We start from the raw sequence: 17,270 nt of genomic DNA, 5'->3' as shown, positions 1-17,270 counted from the left end.
GAAGGGCGATCGCTCTTACTCATTTCTCACCCCTCATTTCTCACTTCTCGTCTTCAAGCCTGAATGCAGCAACGCCAGCCGCGATCCACACCGATTTCCCCATGCTAACCTCGCGACCGATGAACCGACCTTCCGCTTTGCCGCTGGCCTCGTGCCTGCTGTCATTCGCCCTCGTCGCCTGTGCGACCCAGGCCAATCCCCCGTCTCCCGAAACCGCCGCGCCGGCACCCGCCGATGCGTCGGTGCAGCCCGCCACGCCCGCGGGTGGTCCCGCGTCCGCGACCGGCCAGGGACTGCTGGCGCCGGTGCCGCAGCCGCCGGAACGTCCGGTGGCGCCGGAGCCGGTGACCGATCCGGCGATTCCGCGCCAGCAGCGCATCGACAACTTCGTCGACTACACGGTGCGGACCTACGGCATGGACGCCGCCGGCGTGCGTTCGGTGCTGTCGCAGGCGCAAAAGCGGCAAAGCATCCTCGATGCGATGTCGCGGCCGGCGGAGAAGACGCGCACCTGGGCCGAATACCGCCCGATCTTCGTCAACGATGCCAGGATCAGCGGCGGCCGCAGCTTCTATGCCCAGCACCGCGCCGCGCTGGACCGGGTCGCCGCCCAGACCGGGGTGCCGGCCGAATACATCGTCGCCATCATCGGCGTGGAGACCAGCTACGGGAAGATCACCGGCAACTACCGCGTGGTCGACGCGCTGTACACGCTGGCGTTCGACTTTCCCAAGCGCGCGCCGTTCTTCGCCGGCGAGCTGGCGCAGCTGTTCGCGCTGGCGCAGGAGGAGCCGCAGCTCGATGTCACCACGCTGAAGGGCAGCTACGCCGGCGCCATGGGCATGGGGCAGTTCATGCCGTCCAGCTACCGGCTGTGGGCCAAGGACGGCGACGGCGACGGCCGCCGCGACCTGCTGACCCACCTGCCGGACGTGTTCGCCTCGATCGCCAACTACTTCGTGATCCACGGCTGGGAGCGCGACGGGCCGGTGGTGGCGCGCGCGGATCGTGATGCGGCCGCCGCCGACTTCGCCCCCGAATCGCTGGACCCGGTGTACCCGCTGGCCGATCTGGCCGGCCGCGGCTACCGCCCGCGGGCCGGGGAGCCGGTCGCCGAAGGCGCCACCCTGCTGTCGCTGCACGGCGATGCCGGCCCGGAATACTGGCTCGGCTACCGCAATTTCTACGTCATCACCCGCTACAACCGTTCGCCGATGTACGCCTTGTCGGTACACCAACTGGCACAGGCGATCCGCGCCGGCAGCGGCGGCGCCGGGCCGTGAGCCAGGGCGGGCTCGGCATCGGCCGGCAGGCGTTGGCGCCGCTCGCGGCCGCGCTTTCGCTCGCGGCCACACTCCTGCTCGCAGCCTGCAGCGGCGCGCCCAAGCAGTCCTCGCCCCCCGCCGAGACGGCGCACGGGCCGGGCGGGAAGGCGGTCTCGCCCCGGCGCGGGTCGCGGCGATCGCCATATCCGCCGGCGCAGGAGGATCCGAGCAAGCGCGGCGACTACACCGCCGGCGGCCTGTACGCACCGCACGTCCGTGACAGCGCGCCGGACTACGTGCCCGACGTCGATGCGATTCCGGAACCGGAGGTCGTCGACGAGCCGCGCTCGGCCTACGGCAACCGCTCGCCGTACAAGGTGCTCGGCAAGACCTACCACGTGCTCGAGCGCCCCGACGATTTCGTCGAGCGCGGGCGCGCATCGTATTACGGCAACAAGTTCCACGGCCGTCGCACCTCCAATCTGGAGGTGTACGACATGTACGCGTTCACCGCGGCACACAAGTCGCTGCCGCTGCCGAGCTTCGCGCGCGTCACCAACCTCGACAACGGCCGTTCGGTGGTGGTGCGGGTGAACGATCGCGGGCCGTTCCACGAGGGCCGCGTGGTCGACCTGAGCTGGGCGGCCGCGGTCAAGCTGGACATGCACCGCGCCGGCACCGCACAGGTCGAAGTACGCGCGCTGAGCCCGGGCGAAAACGCGCGTCGCGACCACGAGGCCGTGGCCGCGACGCCGCCGGCGACCGTGGAAGCGTCCGCCCCGCCCGCGTCCACGAGCGCCATCGACCAGTTGGTCGAGGCGCTGCCGCTCGCCACCGCCAGCGCCGGCGAGCGCCCTGCCGCGGCGCCGGCGGGCGCGCAGCCGGCCAATGCGCAACCGGAACCGGCCGCGGTGGAAGACTGGCGCTTCGACATGATGCGCGACGGCCGCGTCATGACCGCGGACGAATTTGACGCGTGGATGGCCTCGCGCCGCATCCGCGTGGCCACCGGCAAGCCGGGCGTGCCCGACCCGGTGCCGACCGCGATCGAGCCGCCGATCCCGGTGGTCAGCCCCGCGCAGGCCGTCGCCGAGATCGAAACCGAGATCCCGGCGACGGCCGCGGGTACCGGCGTGACCCTGCAGGTCGCGGCCTTCGGCGCGAAGGCCAATGCCGAACGCGCACTGTCGATGCTGCGCGGCGCCGGAATCGACGGCGCCCGCATGGTCGACGGCAATTCCGGCGGCAAGCCGGTGTGGCGGGTGCGCGTCGGGCCGGTGGATGCCGCCACCGTCGCGGAACTGAGCGCCCGTTTCGCCGGTCTCGGGTTCGGGCAGCCGCACGTCGTTCGCGAGTAGACTGCCGGCCATCCCGATTTCCGTATCCGTGCCCATCTCCACAGCCATGCCGCGACCGGGAACGGTCGCGCCACCGGAGTTCCGCTGTTGATGAAATTTGCCGCCATCCGCCCCGCCCTCGTTGCCGTCCTTGCCCTGTCCGTGTCCGTGCTCGGGCTGGCGCTCGCCCAGGAGGCGCCGTCGCCGGCGCCGCAGCCGGACGCGCCCGCCGCGCTCAGCGACGCCGTGCCGACACCGCCGCCGCCGCCGGTCGTCGGCACCGCCTGGCTGCTGATGGACTACGAGACCGGGCAGGTCCTGGCCGGCGAGAACGTCGATGAGCGGGTCGAGCCGGCCAGCATCACCAAGGTGATGACCAGCTACGTGATCGCCGCGGAACTGGCCGCCGGCAAGGTCAAGCCGGACGACCAGGTGATGCTGAGCGAGAACGCCTGGCGCACCGGCGGCGCCATGACCGACGGCAGCTACAGCGGCTTCGAGGTCAACCAGACCGCGCCGCTGCTGGACATGGAGAAGGGCATGGCGGTGCAGTCGGGCAACGACGCCGCGATCGCCCTGGCCGAGCACGTCGCCGGCAGCGAGGCGTCCTTCGCCGCGCTGATGAACGCCTACGCGGAGCGCATCGGGCTGAAGAACAGCCATTTCGTCAACGCACACGGACTGTCGGCCGAGAACCACTATTCGACCGCGCGCGACCTGGCGCTGCTGGGCCGGGCGATGATCCGCGACTATCCCGAGCAGTACGCGCACAACAAGATCAAGCAGTTCACCGTCGGTCCGATCACCCAGCGCAATCGCAACCGGCTGCTGTGGCGCGACGACAGCGTCGACGGCATCAAGACCGGCCACCACTCCAAGGCCGGCTACTGCCTGCTGTCGTCGGCCAAGCGCGGTGATCAGCGCCTGATCGCGGTGGTGATGGGCTCGACCGGCGAGGACCAGCGCGCCAACGATTCGCTGGCGCTGCTGAACTGGGGCTTCCGCTTCTTCGAGACCCACAAGCTGTACGACGCCGGGCAGGCCATCTCCACCCAGAAGATCTGGAAGGGCAAGGCCGACGAGCTGCGCATGGGCCTGGCCGAGCCGCTGCTGATCAGCATGCCGCGCGGCAAGTACGACCAGCTCAAGCCGACCATGGACGTGCCCAAGACCCTGGTCGCGCCGGTGGAGCAGGGCCAGGCGATCGGCACCGTGCGCGTCACCCTCGATGGCGAAGTGGTCGCCGAGCGCCCACTGGTGGCGCTGGAGGCAGTGGAGCAGGCCGGGTTCTTCAAGCGCCTGTGGCACGAGTTTCTGATGTGGTGGAACTCCGACTGAGACCGGTCAGCCGGGCTTGGGAACGGCCGTGCGGGTGCCCATAATCGGGTCATGGAGATCAAGTCCGACAATCCCGAGCACGGCTTCCAGTTTCCCGGCGAGTTCGAAATCACCGCCATGGGCCCGGCCAGTGCCGGGCTCGAGACCGAGATCCCGAACCTGCTGGCCGCGGCCGGCATCACCGTGCTGCACGAGACCGTCACCACCCGTGAATCCAGCGGCGGCCGGTTCGTGTCGGTGCGGCTGAGTTTCCGCGCCGGCTCGCGCGAGGAATACGAGACCGCGCATGCCGCCTTGCGCGAGCACCCGGAAGTGAAGTGGACGCTGTGAATGCGCTTGGCGTCGCGTGGCCACACGTCCGTGGCGCGGCGCGGCGGCACGCCGGCGAGTCCTCGGCGCTCCCGTTCGTGGGCAGGCCCTAGCGCATGCCCCGCACCGCGCTCGTCCGCGACCTCGGCCGCCAGCCGTACCTTCCGGTCTGGCGCGCCATGCAGCATTTCACCGACGCGCGTGCGGCCGACACTGCCGACGAACTGTGGCTGGTCGAGCACGATCCGGTGTTCACCCTCGGCCAGGCCGGCCGGCCCGAGCACGTGCTGGTGCCCGGCGACATCCCGGTGTTGCACGTCGACCGCGGCGGCCAGGTGACCTATCACGGGCCGGGACAGATCGTGGCCTATCCGTTGCTCGACCTGCGGCGGCTGAAGATCGGGGTGCGCGAGTACGTCGACCGCATCGAGCAGGCGGTCATCGACACCTTGGAGGAGTGGAACATCGCGGCCGGGCGGCGCGACGGCGCGCCCGGGGTGTACGTGGCCGGGGCCAAGGTCGCCGCGCTCGGCATCCGCGTGCGCCGCGGCTGCACGTTCCACGGGCTCGCGTTCAACATCGCGATGGACCTGGAGCCGTTCCGGCGCATCAACCCCTGCGGCTACCAGGGACTGCAGGTGACCTCGGTGGCGGACCTGGGCGGTCCCTCCGGTCCGGAGGCTGTCAAGCCGGTGCTGCTGGCGCGGCTGGCGGAGCGTTTCGGCCTGGCACTACGGTCGGAACCGGATCTGCCGGACCTGTCGCAGGCCGCCTGATGCCGGGCGACCACCCGGCGCCATGCTACCGGTCCGTAGGAGCGCGCCATGCGCGCGATGCCGCCGCAGCTTCTGACGCCGCGGATTCCGTAATCCTCATCCAGTCGTCGGCGCTTCGTCGGTTGCGATGCCGGTGTTCGGGCGGCGCGGGATCGGTGAGCGCCGCGGCATCGCGCGCATGGCGCGCTCCTACGGGGGATTACGGCGACTGGTTTACAATGCCGCTTTGCCGGGTTCTCGCAACGCCATGACGTCTTCCGCCGACCGATCCATCCCGCTGCAGGTGGTGCAACCGGCCGCCGCGCCCGCGCAGAGCTCGCTGCAGCCCGGCGCCCGCCAGGTCGCCGGCGACAAGATCGCGCGCTCGCCGGTGCAGTTCGCCGACGCGCCGGTGCTGCGCAAGCCGTCGTGGATTCGGGTGCGGATCCCGTCCAACGGCGCCGTCGCGGCGCTGAAGTCCAAGCTGCGCGCCAACCGCCTGGTCACCGTGTGCGAGGACGCCAGCTGCCCGAACATCCACGAATGCTTCGGCCACGGCACCGCCACCTTCATGATCCTCGGCGACGTGTGCACCCGCCGCTGCAGTTTCTGCGACGTCGCCCACGGCCGCCCGAAGCCGCCGGACCCCGACGAGCCGCGGCGTCTGGCAGAGACGGTCGCCGATATGGGGCTGAAGTACGTGGTGGTGACCAGCGTCGACCGCGACGACCTGCGCGACGGCGGCGCCCAGCACTTCGTCGACTGCATCGTCGCGATCCGCGACGCGGCGCCAGGCACCCGCATCGAGATCCTGACGCCGGACTTCCGCGGCAAGGGCCGCATGGACCGGGCGTTGGAGATCCTCGCCGCCGATCCGCCGGACGTGTTCAACCACAACGTCGAGACCGTGCCGGAGCTGTACCGCAACGTGCGCCCGGGCGCTGACTATCAGTGGTCGCTGACCCTGCTGCAGAAGTTCAAGGCGCAGCATCCGGGGCTGCCGACCAAGTCCGGGATCATGCTCGGCCTGGGCGAGACCCCGGAACAGGTGCAGGGCACCCTGCGTGACCTGCGCGCGCACGACGTCGACATGATCACCATCGGCCAATACCTGCAGCCCAGCGCCCACCATCATCCGGTGCTGCGCTACTGGACGCCGGACGAATTCAAGGCGCTGGAGGTGTTCGGGGTCGAACTCGGCTTCAGCCACGTCGCCTCGGGGCCCTTGGTGCGCTCGTCCTATCACGCCGACCGCCAGGCGATGGAAGCCGGCGTCGCCGCCTGACGGCGCCGTGGCGGCCAATCCCCGTCGATGGCCATTCGCACATGTACCGTTCACGCCGGGACGGCGATGGCCGGGTAGAGTGGAAAACGCGTTGTCGTGCGCCGCCGATGCAACTTTCGGCACTGTGGCGCCGTCCATGACTGTCCACACATTGTCTGCCGGGCCCGCCTGGCCGACCCTCGAAGGTTGAATCGCGCATGAAAGCCTCCCGCCTGATCTCCACTGCCCTGATCGCGCTGGCCTTGTCGGTGCCGCTGGCGCTGATGGCGCGCGCCGACGGCGATTCGATCCCGGCCTCGCCGAATGCCGACCAGGTGCGGACCGCAAAGCTGGTGCACGGCCTGCTTTCGGACAGCCGCTACGCCTACCGGCCGCGGCAGCTGGATCCGGCGATGTCGGCCGACATCTTCGAGCGCTACCTCGAGTCCCTGGACCCGACCAAGATGTTCCTGACCGCCGCCGACGTCGCCGAATTCGAGGCCTATGGGCCGCGAATCGGCGAGGCCATCCGCGACGGGGACATGGAGCCGGCCTACGCGATCTTCGCCAAGTACAAGGAGCGCGTGGCCGAGCGCGTGACCCATGCGCGCGCACTGCTCAAGCAGGACATCTTCGACTTCGACGGCGAGGACCGCTGGATCTACGATCGCGAGGACGCGCCGTGGGCGGCAGACAAGGCCGAGCTCGACGCGTTGTGGAAACAGCAGGTGCGCAACGACTGGCTGCGCCTGAAGCTGGCCGGGCGCGAGCCGGCGGAGATCCGCAAGACCCTCGACAGGCGCTACCTCAACCAGGGCAACAATACCGCCCAGCTCGACGGCGAGGATGCGTTCCAGACCTTCGTCAACGCCTACACCGCCGCGATCGATCCGCATACCGATTATTTCAATCCGCGCAGCACCGCGCTGTTCAACCAGAGCATGTCGCTGTCGCTGGAGGGCATCGGCGCACAGCTGCAGAAACAGGACGACGTCGTGGTGATCCGCGAGCTCATCGCCGGCGGCCCGGCCGCGATCAGCGGCAAGTTCAAGCCCGGCGACCGCATCGTCGGCGTCGGCCAGGGCAAGAACGGCCCGATCGAGGACGTGGTCGGCTGGCGCATCGACGACGTGGTCGAGAAGATCAAGGGCCCGAAGGGCACCCAGGTACAGCTCGACGTGGTGCCGGGCTCGGCCAACCTCGACAGCGAGCCGGTGCGCATCGTGCTGACCCGCGCGCGCGTGCGCCTGGAGGAACAGGCGGCCAAGTCCAAGGTCCTGACCCTGCCGGGCACCGGCGGTGACGGCGCCGATCGGCGCATCGGCGTGATCGAGTTGCCGGCGTTCTACCAGGACTTCCAGGGCCGGCGGAATCGCGACGGCGACTACGCCTCGGCCACCCGCGACGTGGCGCGGATCCTCGGCGAGTTCGGGGAGGAGGACGTCGACGGCGTGGTGCTGGACCTGCGCAACAACGGCGGCGGTTCGCTCAACGAAGCCGTGGAGCTGACCGGCTTGTTCATCGATACCGGCCCGGTGGTGCAGGTGCGCGAATCCGGCGGCCGCGTCAGCGTCGAGGGCGATCGTACCTCGGGCGTCGCCTGGGACGGGCCGCTGGCGGTGCTGATCAACCGCGGCTCGGCGTCGGCTTCGGAGATCGTCGCCGGCGCGATCCAGGACTACGGCCGCGGCCTGGTGATCGGCGAGTCCACCTTCGGCAAGGGCACGGTGCAGAACCTGGTCGACCTGGACCGCTGGCCGGGCAGCGAGGAGAAGCGTTTCGGCTCGGTCAAACTGACCGTGGCGCAGTTCTTCCTGCCCGGCGGCAGCAGCACCCAGAACCGCGGCGTGGTGCCGGACATCCGCTTCCCGGTGACGGTCGACGCCAGCGAGTTCGGCGAGAGCACCTACGACAACGCGCTGCCCTGGACCCGCATCGCCTCGGTCCCGCACACCCGCTACGGCGACTTCAAGCCGCTGCTGCCGCAGCTCAACGTGCTGCACGAGAGCCGGATCGCCGAGGATCCGGAATTCCAGTGGTGGGTGGAGGACGTCGAGCAGTTCCGCACCGAGCGCGCGAAGAAGTACGTCTCGCTCAACGAGGCCGAGCGCCGCGCCGAGCGCGAGCGCGAGGACACCAAGCGTCGCGAGCGCCAGGAACAGCGTCGCGCGCTGGGCCTGCCGTTGGATCCGCTGGCAGAGGAAAGCAGCGACGACGGCCTGCAGGCCAACGAACGCGACATCGCCCTGGACACGGCCCGCGAGAAGGCGGCCGAGGAGCGTCCGGACCCGCTGCTGCAGGAGTCGGCGGCGATCCTGGCCGACGCCATGCGCCTGCTCGACAACGATCGCCAGCTATCGGCACAGGTGTTGCCGGAGTCCACCCAGCCCGGCAGCTGGGCGCGCTGAGTGTCCGTCCCGGTGGCCGCGTCGGCGGCCCGCCTTGCGGGGCCGGCGTGGTCAGGGCGTCACGCCGGCACGAATCGCCGGTGTCGGTAACTCCAGGCCGTGTTTCACGACGTCGAACACCAGGTGGGTGTCGTAGCGCCTGATGTTGCCTTCGTCGAGAAAGAGCCGGTCAACCACCTGCCGGCAGTGGGCGACGCCGGTCGTGGCGACGAGCACCAGGTAGTCCCACTCGCCGGCCAGTTCGTAGCACTGCTGCACCTCGGGCGCCTCGCGCATCCGGGTCCGGAAGGCGGTGTGCCGCTGCGCGGATTCGCGCTCCATCGTCACCCAGACCGCCGCGAGGGTGCAGTCGAGCGCGGCAGGGTCCAGGACTGCGACCTGGCGCATCAGTCCGCTGCTGCGATAACGCGAGATCCGTCGCTGCACCGCGCTCGGCGAGAGCCCGACCGCATCGCCAAGTGCGGTGAGCGTGGCGGTGGCGTCGCGCTGCAGCAAGGCCAGCAGGCGGTGGTCGAAATCGTCGAGAGGCGGCGGTCGGCGCGGCATGCAAAATTTTTGCGTATATCCGGGTAAATTTTCAAGCGCGTCCCGTGCCGCTCCGCTAGCCTGCCGGACAGTCCCGCCGTTCCGGAGTGCCAAGATGCAACCGTCTGTCGAGCCACTGCCGGATCCCGTCCGCGGCGCCGATGCGACGATTCGCGACGCCACCAGCGCCGACGTTCCGGCCTTGCAGGCGCTGATCCTGGCGCATGGCCCGAACCCATGGAATCACCTGCCTGTCGACGAGATCCGCGCCCATGTCGCCGCGATCGCCGAAGGCCGGGTCGATGCGGTCGTGGCCGAAGCTGGCGGCGCGATCATCGCCGCGGTGACGTACGAGACCACGGACGCGTTCCGGCGTTACCGGCCGTCGGCGTCGCCGGCCTCGGCACTGGGGCACGTCTGCGAAGCGGTGGTGCATCGCGAGCATGCCGGCCGCAGCCTCGGTAGCCGCCTGTTGCGGGCTGCGGTCGGGCATTTGCGACGCCTGGGCTGCGACGACATCTATGTCGAGCGCCATGAACAGAATGCCGCGTCGGCGGCGATGATGGCGCGGGCGGGTTTCGTCGCCATCGACACCTTCGACGATCCACTGCGACGTCCCAACGGCAGCGGCCGCACGACCGTGTGCCGGTTCCGGTCTGCGCCGTGAACGGTGGCGACGGCCCCGTGACGCCCCGGCTGCGCGCTGATCGTGCGTTGGTCTGCATGCCGTGCGACGCACGCGGCATCGTCGGATCCTGCGCACGCCCGCGCTCGACATCATCGATCGGCCGCATGCCTGCATTGCTTGCCCAAAGGCCGGCTGCAACCGGCGCGATGGACGTCGCAGGCACTGCGACCGGTTGGCTCCGGTGGAGCTACGCAGCGTTGCAGCTGCGTCGGTTTCCGCTGGCGTAAGATGCATCCGCGGCGGCAGGTTGCCGCTTCCCCGTTGCCCGCTTCCCGATTGTCGTTTCCCGAACCGGACCGCTCCCATGAGTGCCGTGCCGTCGCTGGTCTCTCGCCCTGCTTCCGCGCTGGCCGTCGCCGGCGCTCTCGCCCTGGTCTACGTGATCTGGGGCTCGACTTATATCGGCATCCGCTTCGCCCTGGAGGGCGGTTATCCGCCGCTGCTGATGGCAGGCATGCGCTTCGTCGTCGCCGGCGCGCTGATGTACGCGGTGCTGCGGCTGCGCGGCACGCCGATGCCGACCCGCGCGCAGTGGCGCAACTGCACGATCATGGGCGTGCTGCTGCTGGGCGGCGGCAACGGCCTGGTGTGCATCGCCGAGCAGTCGGTGTCTTCAGGTTTAGCGGCGATCGCGGTGGCGTCGGCGCCGCTGTGGATCGGCCTGTTCGCCACCCTGCGCGGACACCGCTCCGGTGCGCTCGAATGGACCGGCCTGGCGATCGGCTTCGTCGGCGTGCTGTGGCTCAACGCCGGCAGTTCGCTGACCGCGTCCCCGCAGGGCCTGGTCGCGCTGTTGATCGCGCCGATCGCCTGGGCGTTCGGCTCGGTCTGGAGCCGCGGCCGTGACCTGCCGTCGCCGTTCATGACCGCCGCGGCGCAGATGCTGTGCGGCGGCGCGGTGATGCTGCTGGTCGGGGGGTTGCTGGGCGAGCGCTTCGCCGGCCTGCCGACCCTGCACGGCACGTTGTCGGTGGCCTACCTGATCGGCTTCGGCTCGATCGTCGGCTTCACCGCCTATGTCTGGCTGCTGCACCACGTGCGGCCGACGCTGGCCGGCAGCTATGCCTACGTCAATCCGGTGATCGCGGTGATGCTCGGCGCGTGGCTGGCCGCCGAGCGCTTCAGCGTGAACGACCTCGGCGCGATGGCGGTGATCCTGTGCGGCGTGGTGGCGATCACGCTGGCGCGCACGCGCGCGCCGAGGCCGGCGCCGGAAGCGGACGCCGGCACGTGAGCGACGCGACGCGCGAACTGCGCGCCGGGCTGTGGACCGCGGCCGGCGCATTCGTCCTGTGGGGGCTGATGCCGCTGTACTGGCACCTGCTCAAGGCGGTGCCGTCGCTGCAGATCGTCGCCCACCGCATCGTCTGGAGCACATTGTTGGTGGTGGCCTGGCTGCTCTGGAAGCGCGGGCGCGGCTGGCTGCGGGCGACGCTGATGCAGCCGCGGCTGGCCTGGATGCTGGCGCTCAGCGCGCTGCTGATCAGTGGCAACTGGGCGCTGTACATCTGGGCGGTGAACGCCGGCCACGTGATCGAGACCAGTCTCGGCTACTTCATCAATCCGCTGCTCAACGTGGTGATCGGCGTCCTGTTCCTGCGCGAGCGGCTGTCCATGCCGCAGTGGGTGTCGGTGGCCATGGCCGCGGCCGGGGTGCTGTGGCTGACGTTCCACTACGGCAGCTTTCCCTGGATCGCGCTGGGGCTGGCGCTGTCGTTCGCGCTGTACGGACTGGTGCGCAAGCTGGCGGCGGTGGAGTCAATCCCCGGGCTCGGCGTGGAAAGCCTGTACCTGTTGCTGCCCGGCCTGGCGCTGCTGCTGTGGGGCGAGAGCCACGGGCAGGGCGGCTTCTTCGACGGCTGGGGCGCGACGCTGGTGGCGCTGCTGGTGGTCGGCGGCGCGCTGACGGCGCTGCCTTTGATCGGCTTCGCCTATGCGGTGCGGCGGGTGCCGCTGTCAGTGGTCGGGGTGATGCAGTACATCGCGCCGACGCTGCAGTTCCTGCTCGGCGTGTTCTTCTTCCAGGAAGCCTTCGACCGCGATCGCGCCATCGGCTTCGTCTTCATCTGGATTGCGCTGGCGGTGTTCGCGATCGACGGCTGGCTGCGCTCGCGCCGGCGCGCGGTGGCGCCGATGGTGTAGGACGAGGAACGAGCGGAGAGAAACGAGGAACGAGTCAGTGCAGGAGCCAGCTCTCGTTTCTCATTTTCTCTCCACTCGTTTCCCTGCTTCTCCAGCTATCCCGCCGGGCACGGACCGCCGGCATCGGCCCAGGTCGTGAATGCAGCGACGAACTCGGCGTGCGGGACCGGCACCGGCATGCGCTCGCCGCCCGGTTCCCAGCCCCACAGCACCAGCGCGTCCTCAGCGACGTGCTCGAGCATGGCGTCGAGGTCGCGGTCGCCGTTGCGGCTGCGGTCCTTGAGCAATGCGCACAGTTCGGCCGGTGAGGCGCCGATCCAGACCATCTTCTGTTCCGGCGGCGGCAACTGCCAGTGCGGCGCGCCGGGTGGGGCGTGCGGGCCGTAGCTGTCCGGCGCGTTGGCCTCGCCGTGGCAGGCGGCGCAGGGCAGGCCGGATGCGCCCTTGCCTTCCGGGCCGCGCACCACCTGCATCGCGTGCGGCGTCTGGCTGTCGAACTGCAGCGGCTGGTCGCCGGGGATGTGGCAGTTGCTGCAGCGCGGGTGCTGGAACACCTGTTCGACGGTGGCGAACGCCTCGACCGCGGCGGCTTCCTGCTCCGGGCTCACGCGCGGTGTGCATGCGGCGAGTGCCAGCACGGCCAGGCAGGGGATCAGCATGCGCATCGTCGTCTCCTCAGGTCTGCGACGCGGAAGTGGCGGGCACGGTGGTGGGCCGCAACGGCAGTTCGCGCAGGCGCTGTCCGGTGAGCGCGAACACGGCATTGGCGACCGCGGGCGCGATCGGTGGCGTGCCGGGCTCGCCGGCGCCGCCCATCTTTCCGGTGCCGGGCACGATGTGCACCTCGACCCGCGGCATCTCGTCCAGGCGCAGCACCCGGTAGTCGTGGTAGTTGGATTCCTGCACCCGGCCCTCGCGCAGGGTCAGGGTGCCGTGCAGCGCCGCGCCCAGTCCGAAGACGATGCCCGACTCCATCTGCGCGCGGACGCCATCGGGATTGACTGCCACGCCGCAGTCGATGGCGCAGACCACGCGATGCACGCGGATGCGGCCGTCGTCGACGGAGACCTCGGCCACCTGCGCCACGAAGCTGCCGAACGATTCGTGCACCGCCACGCCACGGGCGCGGCCTTCGGGCAACGGGCCCGTCCAGTCGGCATGTTCGACCGCGAGCTCGAGCGCCGCCAGGTGGCGCGGATGGTCCTTCAGCAGGTCGCGCCGGTACTCGACCGGGTCGCGGCCGGCGGCGTGCGCCAGTTCATCGACCAGGCTCTCCATGGCGAAGCCGGTGTGGGTGTGGCCGACCGAGCGCCACCACAGCACCGGCACCGGGTTGGTCGGCGAGTGCAGTTCGACGCGATGGTCGGGCACGTCGCGCAGGTAGGGCGAATCGGACGCGCCTTCGACCGAGGCGTTGTCGATGCCGTTCTCGATCATCGCCGCGAACGGCGTTCCGCCGAGGATCGACTGGCCGACGATCGTGTGCCGCCAAGCCATCGGCCGCCCGGCCGCGTCCAGCCCGACCCGCGCCCGGTGCAGGAACGCCGGCCGGTAATAGCCGCCGCGCGTATCGTCCTCGCGCGTCCAGACCGTCTTGACCGGCCGTCCCGCGGCCTTGGCCACGTGCAGCGCCTCGCGCACGAAATCACAGGTCGGCGTGGCGCGGCGACCGAACGCGCCACCGAGGAAAGTGGTGTGGATGCGGATCTGCTCCGCCTCGAGCCCGGTGACCTCCTGTGCGACCTGCAGGTCCAGGGTCTGGAACTGGGTGCCGGTCCAAACCTCGCAGAGATCGGCGCCGAGGCGCACCGTGCAGTTGAGCGGTTCCATCGCCGCGTGCGCGAGATAGGGCACGGTGTATTCGGCCTCGACGACCCGTGCGGCGGATTCCAGTGCCGCGCCGGCGTCGCCGGCGCTGGCCGCGACCGCGCCTTCGGTCTCCGCCAGCCGGCGGTAGTCGTCGAGCAGCGCGTCGCTGTCGACGGCGGCGCCGTCGCCGGGCTGCCATTGCAGGCGCAGGGCATCGCGGCCGCGCTTGGCGGCCCAGAAGTGATCGGCGACCACGGCCACGCCGCTCGGCACCTGCACCACGTCGCGCACGCCCGGCACCGCACGCGCGTCGCTGTCGTCGAAGGATGCCAGCCGTGCGCCAAAGACCGGCGCCCGCGCGACCACCGCGGTCAGCAGGCCCTCGAACTGCACGTCGATGCCGAAGATCGCGCGGCCGGTGATCTTCTCGGGCGTGTCCAGGCGCCGGGTCGGCTGGCCGATGCGGGTCCACTGCTTGGGATCCTTGAGCGGCACCGACGCCGGCGCCGGCAGTTCCGCCGCGGCCGCCGCGACCTCGCCGTAGCGCAGGCGGCGGTCGCCGGCGATCAGCTCGCCGTTCTCGGTGCGCACGCGCTCGGCCGGCACGCCGAACCGCTGCGCCGCGGCCTGCACCAGCAGCGCGCGCGCCAGCGCGCCGGCCTGGCGGTAGCGGTCGAACTCCGACCAGGTGCTGGTCGAGCCGCCCGTCATCTGGATCCCCATCGCGGTGTGCGCATAGGCCGGCGCGGCCGGCGCGTGTTCCACCCGGATCGTCGACCAGTCGGCATCGAGCTCCTCGGCGATCAGCAGCGGCAGGGTGGTCCACACGCCCTGGCCCATTTCCGAATGCGCCAGCAGCACGGTGATGCGGTCGTCGCTGCCGATGCGCAGGAACGCGTTCGGCGCGAAGGTCGTGGCGCCCGTGGCGGCGGCCTCCTGCGCCATTGCCAGTCGCCTGGCGCCGGGCAGGGCGATGGCGACCACCAGACCGCCGCCGAGTACGGCGCCGGTCTTGAGGAATCTGCGGCGGGAAGCATCGGTCGCGGTATTCACGGCAGGTCTCCGTCAGGAGGTGAAGGAAAAGGCATCGTCCGCAACCGGTGTCTTGTAGAGCCGAGCTTGCCCGGTGCGCAGGCTCCGGAGCCGGGAGCAGTGGAGCAAGCGCCGCTCTACGCTTCCACCGGTCGCATCAGCCCTTGCTCAATTCCGCTGCGCGGTGCACCGCGGCACGGATGCGCTGGTAGGTCCCGCAGCGGCACAGGTTGCCGGACAGTGCCTGGTCGATGTCGCCGTCGCTGGGGCTGGGCACCGCGGCCAGCAATGCGGCCGCGGACATGATCTGCCCGGACTGGCAGTAGCCGCACTGCACCACGTCGATTTCCGCCCAGGCCTGCTGCACGGGATGGCTGCCGTCCTCCGACAGGCCCTCGATGGTGGTGATGCGCTTGCCCGCCACCGCCGCCACCGGCGTGACGCAGGCGCGCAGCGGTGCGCCGTCGACATGCACGGTGCAGGCGCCGCACTGGGCGATGCCGCAGCCGTACTTGGTGCCGGTCAGGCCCATCAGGTCGCGCAGGACCCAGAGCAGGGGCATGTCGGCGGGCGCGTCGATCTCGCGCTCGGAACCGTTGACGTGAAGTTGCATCGGTCTTTCCCCTGGCGGCGGCTGGGATGTTCAGGCACGTTACCGCTGCCGGCGGTCGTTTGCACCGCGTTTGCTTGCACGATCGTCCGGAACTCGTGCCCGATCGTCGTGGTCTGGCCTTGGCGGCCTGACGACGGCGATGGACTCGGGCAGTTTGTTCGCAACTTCGACGGCCGTCGCGGCCGATGCGCATGGGAGTGGCATGTCCGAACAACGCATGGTGATGGAGGCGTCACTTGCAGCACTGCGGCACCGGGAAGCCGCCGCGCTGGCCGTCGTCGTCGCCACCGAGGGCTCGACCTACGTGCGCGCCGGGGCGATGGCGCTGTTCGGTGCCGGTGATACGCAGGTCGGTTGGCTCAGCGGCGGCTGCCTGGAACCGGAGATCGCGGTCAAGGCCCGCGCGGCGGCGGCCACCGGGCAGGTGGCATGGATGGACGTGGACACGCGCGACGACGAGGACCTGTTCTCGGGCTCGGCGCTCGGCTGCCGTGGCCGCCTGCACCTGGCATTGCTGCCGTTGCGCGGTCTGGCGGGATGGGACGAGGTGGTGCGCGACTGGCTGCAGGGCGCCGCGCTGCAGCTGACGATCGAGGCGGCCGGCGTCGTTGCCGCCGCGATCGGCGGCCGGTGCCTTCGCTGGCGACTGCCGGTGTCCGCGACGGCGTCGACATTGCCGCCGTTGCCGTGCCTGCTGCCAATCGCGGCGCCGCCACGCGTACTGCTGTTCGGCGCCGGGCCGGAGTCGGCCGGCCTGCTGCCGCTGCTGCGCCGGCTCGGCTGGATGACCACGGTGGTCGAACGGCGCGAGCGCTGGCGTGCGCAGGCACAGCTGGCCGACCGGGTGATCGAGGGCGACGCGGAGACGGCCGTGGCCGATCCGGACGCGGCCCCGTACGCGGCGGCGCTGGTGATGCAGCACAACTTCGAACTCGATCGTGCGGCGTTGGCGGCGCTCGCCGGCGGCGCCGTTCCCTTCATCGGCCTGCTCGGGCCGGTGCGTCGGCGCGAGGACCTGTTCCGGGTGCTGCCGGCGTCGGCGCGCGCGGCGCTCGCACCGCGGCTGCACTCGCCGGTCGGCCTGGACCTCGGCGGGCACGGGCCGGAGGCGATCGCGCTGAGCATCGCCGCGCAGCTGCAGGCCTGGCGCGGCGGCGGGGCGCCGTGAGCACGCCGCATGTCGCGGTGGTGCTGGCGGCCGGCGGCAGCCGACGGCTGGGCCGACCCAAGCAACTGCTGACGCGCGCGGGCGAGCCGTTGCTGTGTCGTGCCGCGCGGCTGGCGCTGGAAACTTCGCCCACGCGGGTGCTGGTGGTCCTGGGCGCCGGCGCCGAGGCGATGGTCGTGGCGCTGCGCGGGTTGCCCGTGGCGACCGTCGTCAATCCGGACTGGGAACAGGGGCTCTCGGCGAGCCTGCGGGTGGCCGCCGATGCGCTGGCGGCGGCTGCGGGCAATTGCCTGATGCTGGGCTGCGATCAACCCGCACTGGAAAGGTCCCACCTGGAAGCGCTGCTGGCGCTGGCGCACGGGGCTGCGTCCGGCTGTGCCGCGACCGTGCACGGCGACCTGGCCGGCATTCCGGCCGTCGTGCCCATGCCGCTGCTGCGGCAGGCCGCCGGGCTGCACGGCGACCAGGGGCTGCGTGGCGTGCTGCGCGGATTGCCGCAGGCGGACCTGGGCCGGCTCGAGGCGTCCGGGCTGCCGTTCGACATCGATACGCCGGAACAGCTGCAGGCAGCGGTCGAGGCGGGCTGGGTGGATCCGGTGGAGCCGGCGCGATAGCCG

At 70.7% G+C, this 17,270-nt stretch carries 16 protein-coding genes; 12 read left to right on the top strand and 4 right to left on the bottom strand.

Annotation, left to right across the window (positions count from 1 at the left end; all coding sequences use genetic code 11):
• Nucleotides 1–119 precede the first annotated feature (119 nt).
• The 7 genes from mltB to FXO19_RS14325 all read left to right on the top strand — a co-directional run bounded on the left by mltB (nucleotide 120) and on the right by FXO19_RS14325 (nucleotide 8,676).
• On the top strand, nucleotides 120–1,283 hold the full coding sequence (gene mltB, locus FXO19_RS14355) for a lytic murein transglycosylase B (protein ID WP_149195798.1): 1,164 nt from the start codon (nucleotides 120–122) through the stop codon (nucleotides 1,281–1,283).
• Nucleotides 1,280–2,623 (top strand): septal ring lytic transglycosylase RlpA family protein, encoded by a 1,344-nt coding sequence (locus FXO19_RS14350; RefSeq protein ID WP_255516447.1) that lies wholly within the window; start codon nucleotides 1,280–1,282, stop codon nucleotides 2,621–2,623. Before mltB ends, FXO19_RS14350 begins: the two co-directional genes overlap by 4 nt.
• Nucleotides 2,624–2,713: 90 nt before the next feature.
• Entirely contained in the window at nucleotides 2,714–3,940 is a 1,227-nt protein-coding gene (locus FXO19_RS14345) for a D-alanyl-D-alanine carboxypeptidase family protein (RefSeq protein ID WP_149195797.1), read from the top strand.
• Nucleotides 3,941–3,991: 51 nt separating this feature from the next.
• Nucleotides 3,992–4,270 carry a DUF493 family protein gene (locus tag FXO19_RS14340; RefSeq protein WP_149195796.1) on the top strand — a complete coding sequence of 93 codons (279 nt, stop codon included), beginning with the start codon at nucleotides 3,992–3,994 and terminating at the stop codon, nucleotides 4,268–4,270.
• Nucleotides 4,271–4,365: 95 nt separating this feature from the next.
• The gene (gene lipB, locus FXO19_RS14335) at nucleotides 4,366–5,025 is read left to right on the top strand and encodes a lipoyl(octanoyl) transferase LipB (RefSeq protein WP_149195795.1); all 660 of its coding nucleotides are present in this window, start codon (nucleotides 4,366–4,368) and stop codon (nucleotides 5,023–5,025) included.
• A 247-nt stretch (nucleotides 5,026–5,272) separates the two neighbouring features.
• Nucleotides 5,273–6,289, top strand: coding sequence for a lipoyl synthase (gene lipA / locus FXO19_RS14330; protein ID WP_149195794.1), 1,017 nt, complete (start codon nucleotides 5,273–5,275; stop codon nucleotides 6,287–6,289).
• A 197-nt stretch (nucleotides 6,290–6,486) separates the two neighbouring features.
• Nucleotides 6,487–8,676 (top strand): carboxy terminal-processing peptidase, encoded by a 2,190-nt coding sequence (locus tag FXO19_RS14325; protein ID WP_149195793.1) that lies wholly within the window; start codon nucleotides 6,487–6,489, stop codon nucleotides 8,674–8,676.
• Between the two features lie 51 nt (nucleotides 8,677–8,727).
• Here the strand turns inward: FXO19_RS14325 and FXO19_RS14320 are convergent, their stop codons facing one another.
• Nucleotides 8,728–9,222, bottom strand: a complete 495-nt coding sequence (locus FXO19_RS14320) for an Lrp/AsnC family transcriptional regulator (protein ID WP_149195792.1) — start codon at nucleotides 9,220–9,222, stop codon at nucleotides 8,728–8,730.
• Between the two features lie 94 nt (nucleotides 9,223–9,316).
• Between FXO19_RS14320 and FXO19_RS14315 the strand changes: the two genes are divergently transcribed.
• The 3 genes from FXO19_RS14315 (at nucleotide 9,317) to rarD (ending at nucleotide 12,031) form a co-directional block, all read left to right on the top strand.
• A complete protein-coding gene (locus FXO19_RS14315) occupies nucleotides 9,317–9,868 on the top strand; it encodes a GNAT family N-acetyltransferase (protein ID WP_149195791.1) in 552 nt (183 codons plus the stop codon).
• 325 nt (nucleotides 9,869–10,193) lie between these two features.
• Nucleotides 10,194–11,123 carry a drug/metabolite exporter YedA gene (gene yedA, locus FXO19_RS14310; RefSeq protein ID WP_149195790.1) on the top strand — a complete coding sequence of 310 codons (930 nt, stop codon included), beginning with the start codon at nucleotides 10,194–10,196 and terminating at the stop codon, nucleotides 11,121–11,123.
• Nucleotides 11,120–12,031, top strand: coding sequence for an EamA family transporter RarD (rarD, locus tag FXO19_RS14305; RefSeq protein WP_255516446.1), 912 nt, complete (start codon nucleotides 11,120–11,122; stop codon nucleotides 12,029–12,031). Before yedA ends, rarD begins: the two co-directional genes overlap by 4 nt.
• A 95-nt stretch (nucleotides 12,032–12,126) precedes the next feature.
• On the opposite strand, the gene FXO19_RS14300 is transcribed toward rarD, so the two are convergent.
• The 3 genes from FXO19_RS14300 to FXO19_RS14290 all read right to left on the bottom strand — a co-directional run bounded on the left by FXO19_RS14300 (nucleotide 12,127) and on the right by FXO19_RS14290 (nucleotide 15,485).
• Nucleotides 12,127–12,696, bottom strand: coding sequence for a hypothetical protein (locus FXO19_RS14300; protein WP_149195789.1), 570 nt, complete (start codon nucleotides 12,694–12,696; stop codon nucleotides 12,127–12,129).
• Between the two features lie 10 nt (nucleotides 12,697–12,706).
• Nucleotides 12,707–14,893, bottom strand: coding sequence for a xanthine dehydrogenase family protein molybdopterin-binding subunit (locus FXO19_RS14295; RefSeq protein ID WP_255516445.1), 2,187 nt, complete (start codon nucleotides 14,891–14,893; stop codon nucleotides 12,707–12,709).
• 136 nt (nucleotides 14,894–15,029) lie between these two features.
• Entirely contained in the window at nucleotides 15,030–15,485 is a 456-nt protein-coding gene (locus FXO19_RS14290; protein ID WP_149195788.1) for a (2Fe-2S)-binding protein, read from the bottom strand.
• A gap of 202 nt (nucleotides 15,486–15,687) precedes the next feature.
• On the opposite strand from FXO19_RS14290, the gene FXO19_RS19630 reads away from it, so the two are divergent.
• On the top strand, nucleotides 15,688–16,653 hold the full coding sequence (locus FXO19_RS19630; RefSeq protein WP_149195787.1) for an XdhC family protein: 966 nt from the start codon (nucleotides 15,688–15,690) through the stop codon (nucleotides 16,651–16,653).
• A complete protein-coding gene (locus FXO19_RS19625; RefSeq protein ID WP_149195786.1) occupies nucleotides 16,650–17,267 on the top strand; it encodes a nucleotidyltransferase family protein in 618 nt (205 codons plus the stop codon). Before FXO19_RS19630 ends, FXO19_RS19625 begins: the two co-directional genes overlap by 4 nt.
• The last annotated feature ends 3 nt before the right edge of the window (nucleotides 17,268–17,270 follow it).

Source organism: Luteimonas suaedae, assembly GCF_008312895.1.
Classification (GTDB): domain Bacteria; phylum Pseudomonadota; class Gammaproteobacteria; order Xanthomonadales; family Xanthomonadaceae; genus Luteimonas; species Luteimonas suaedae.
This window is presented reverse-complemented; position numbering and strand designations above follow the sequence as displayed.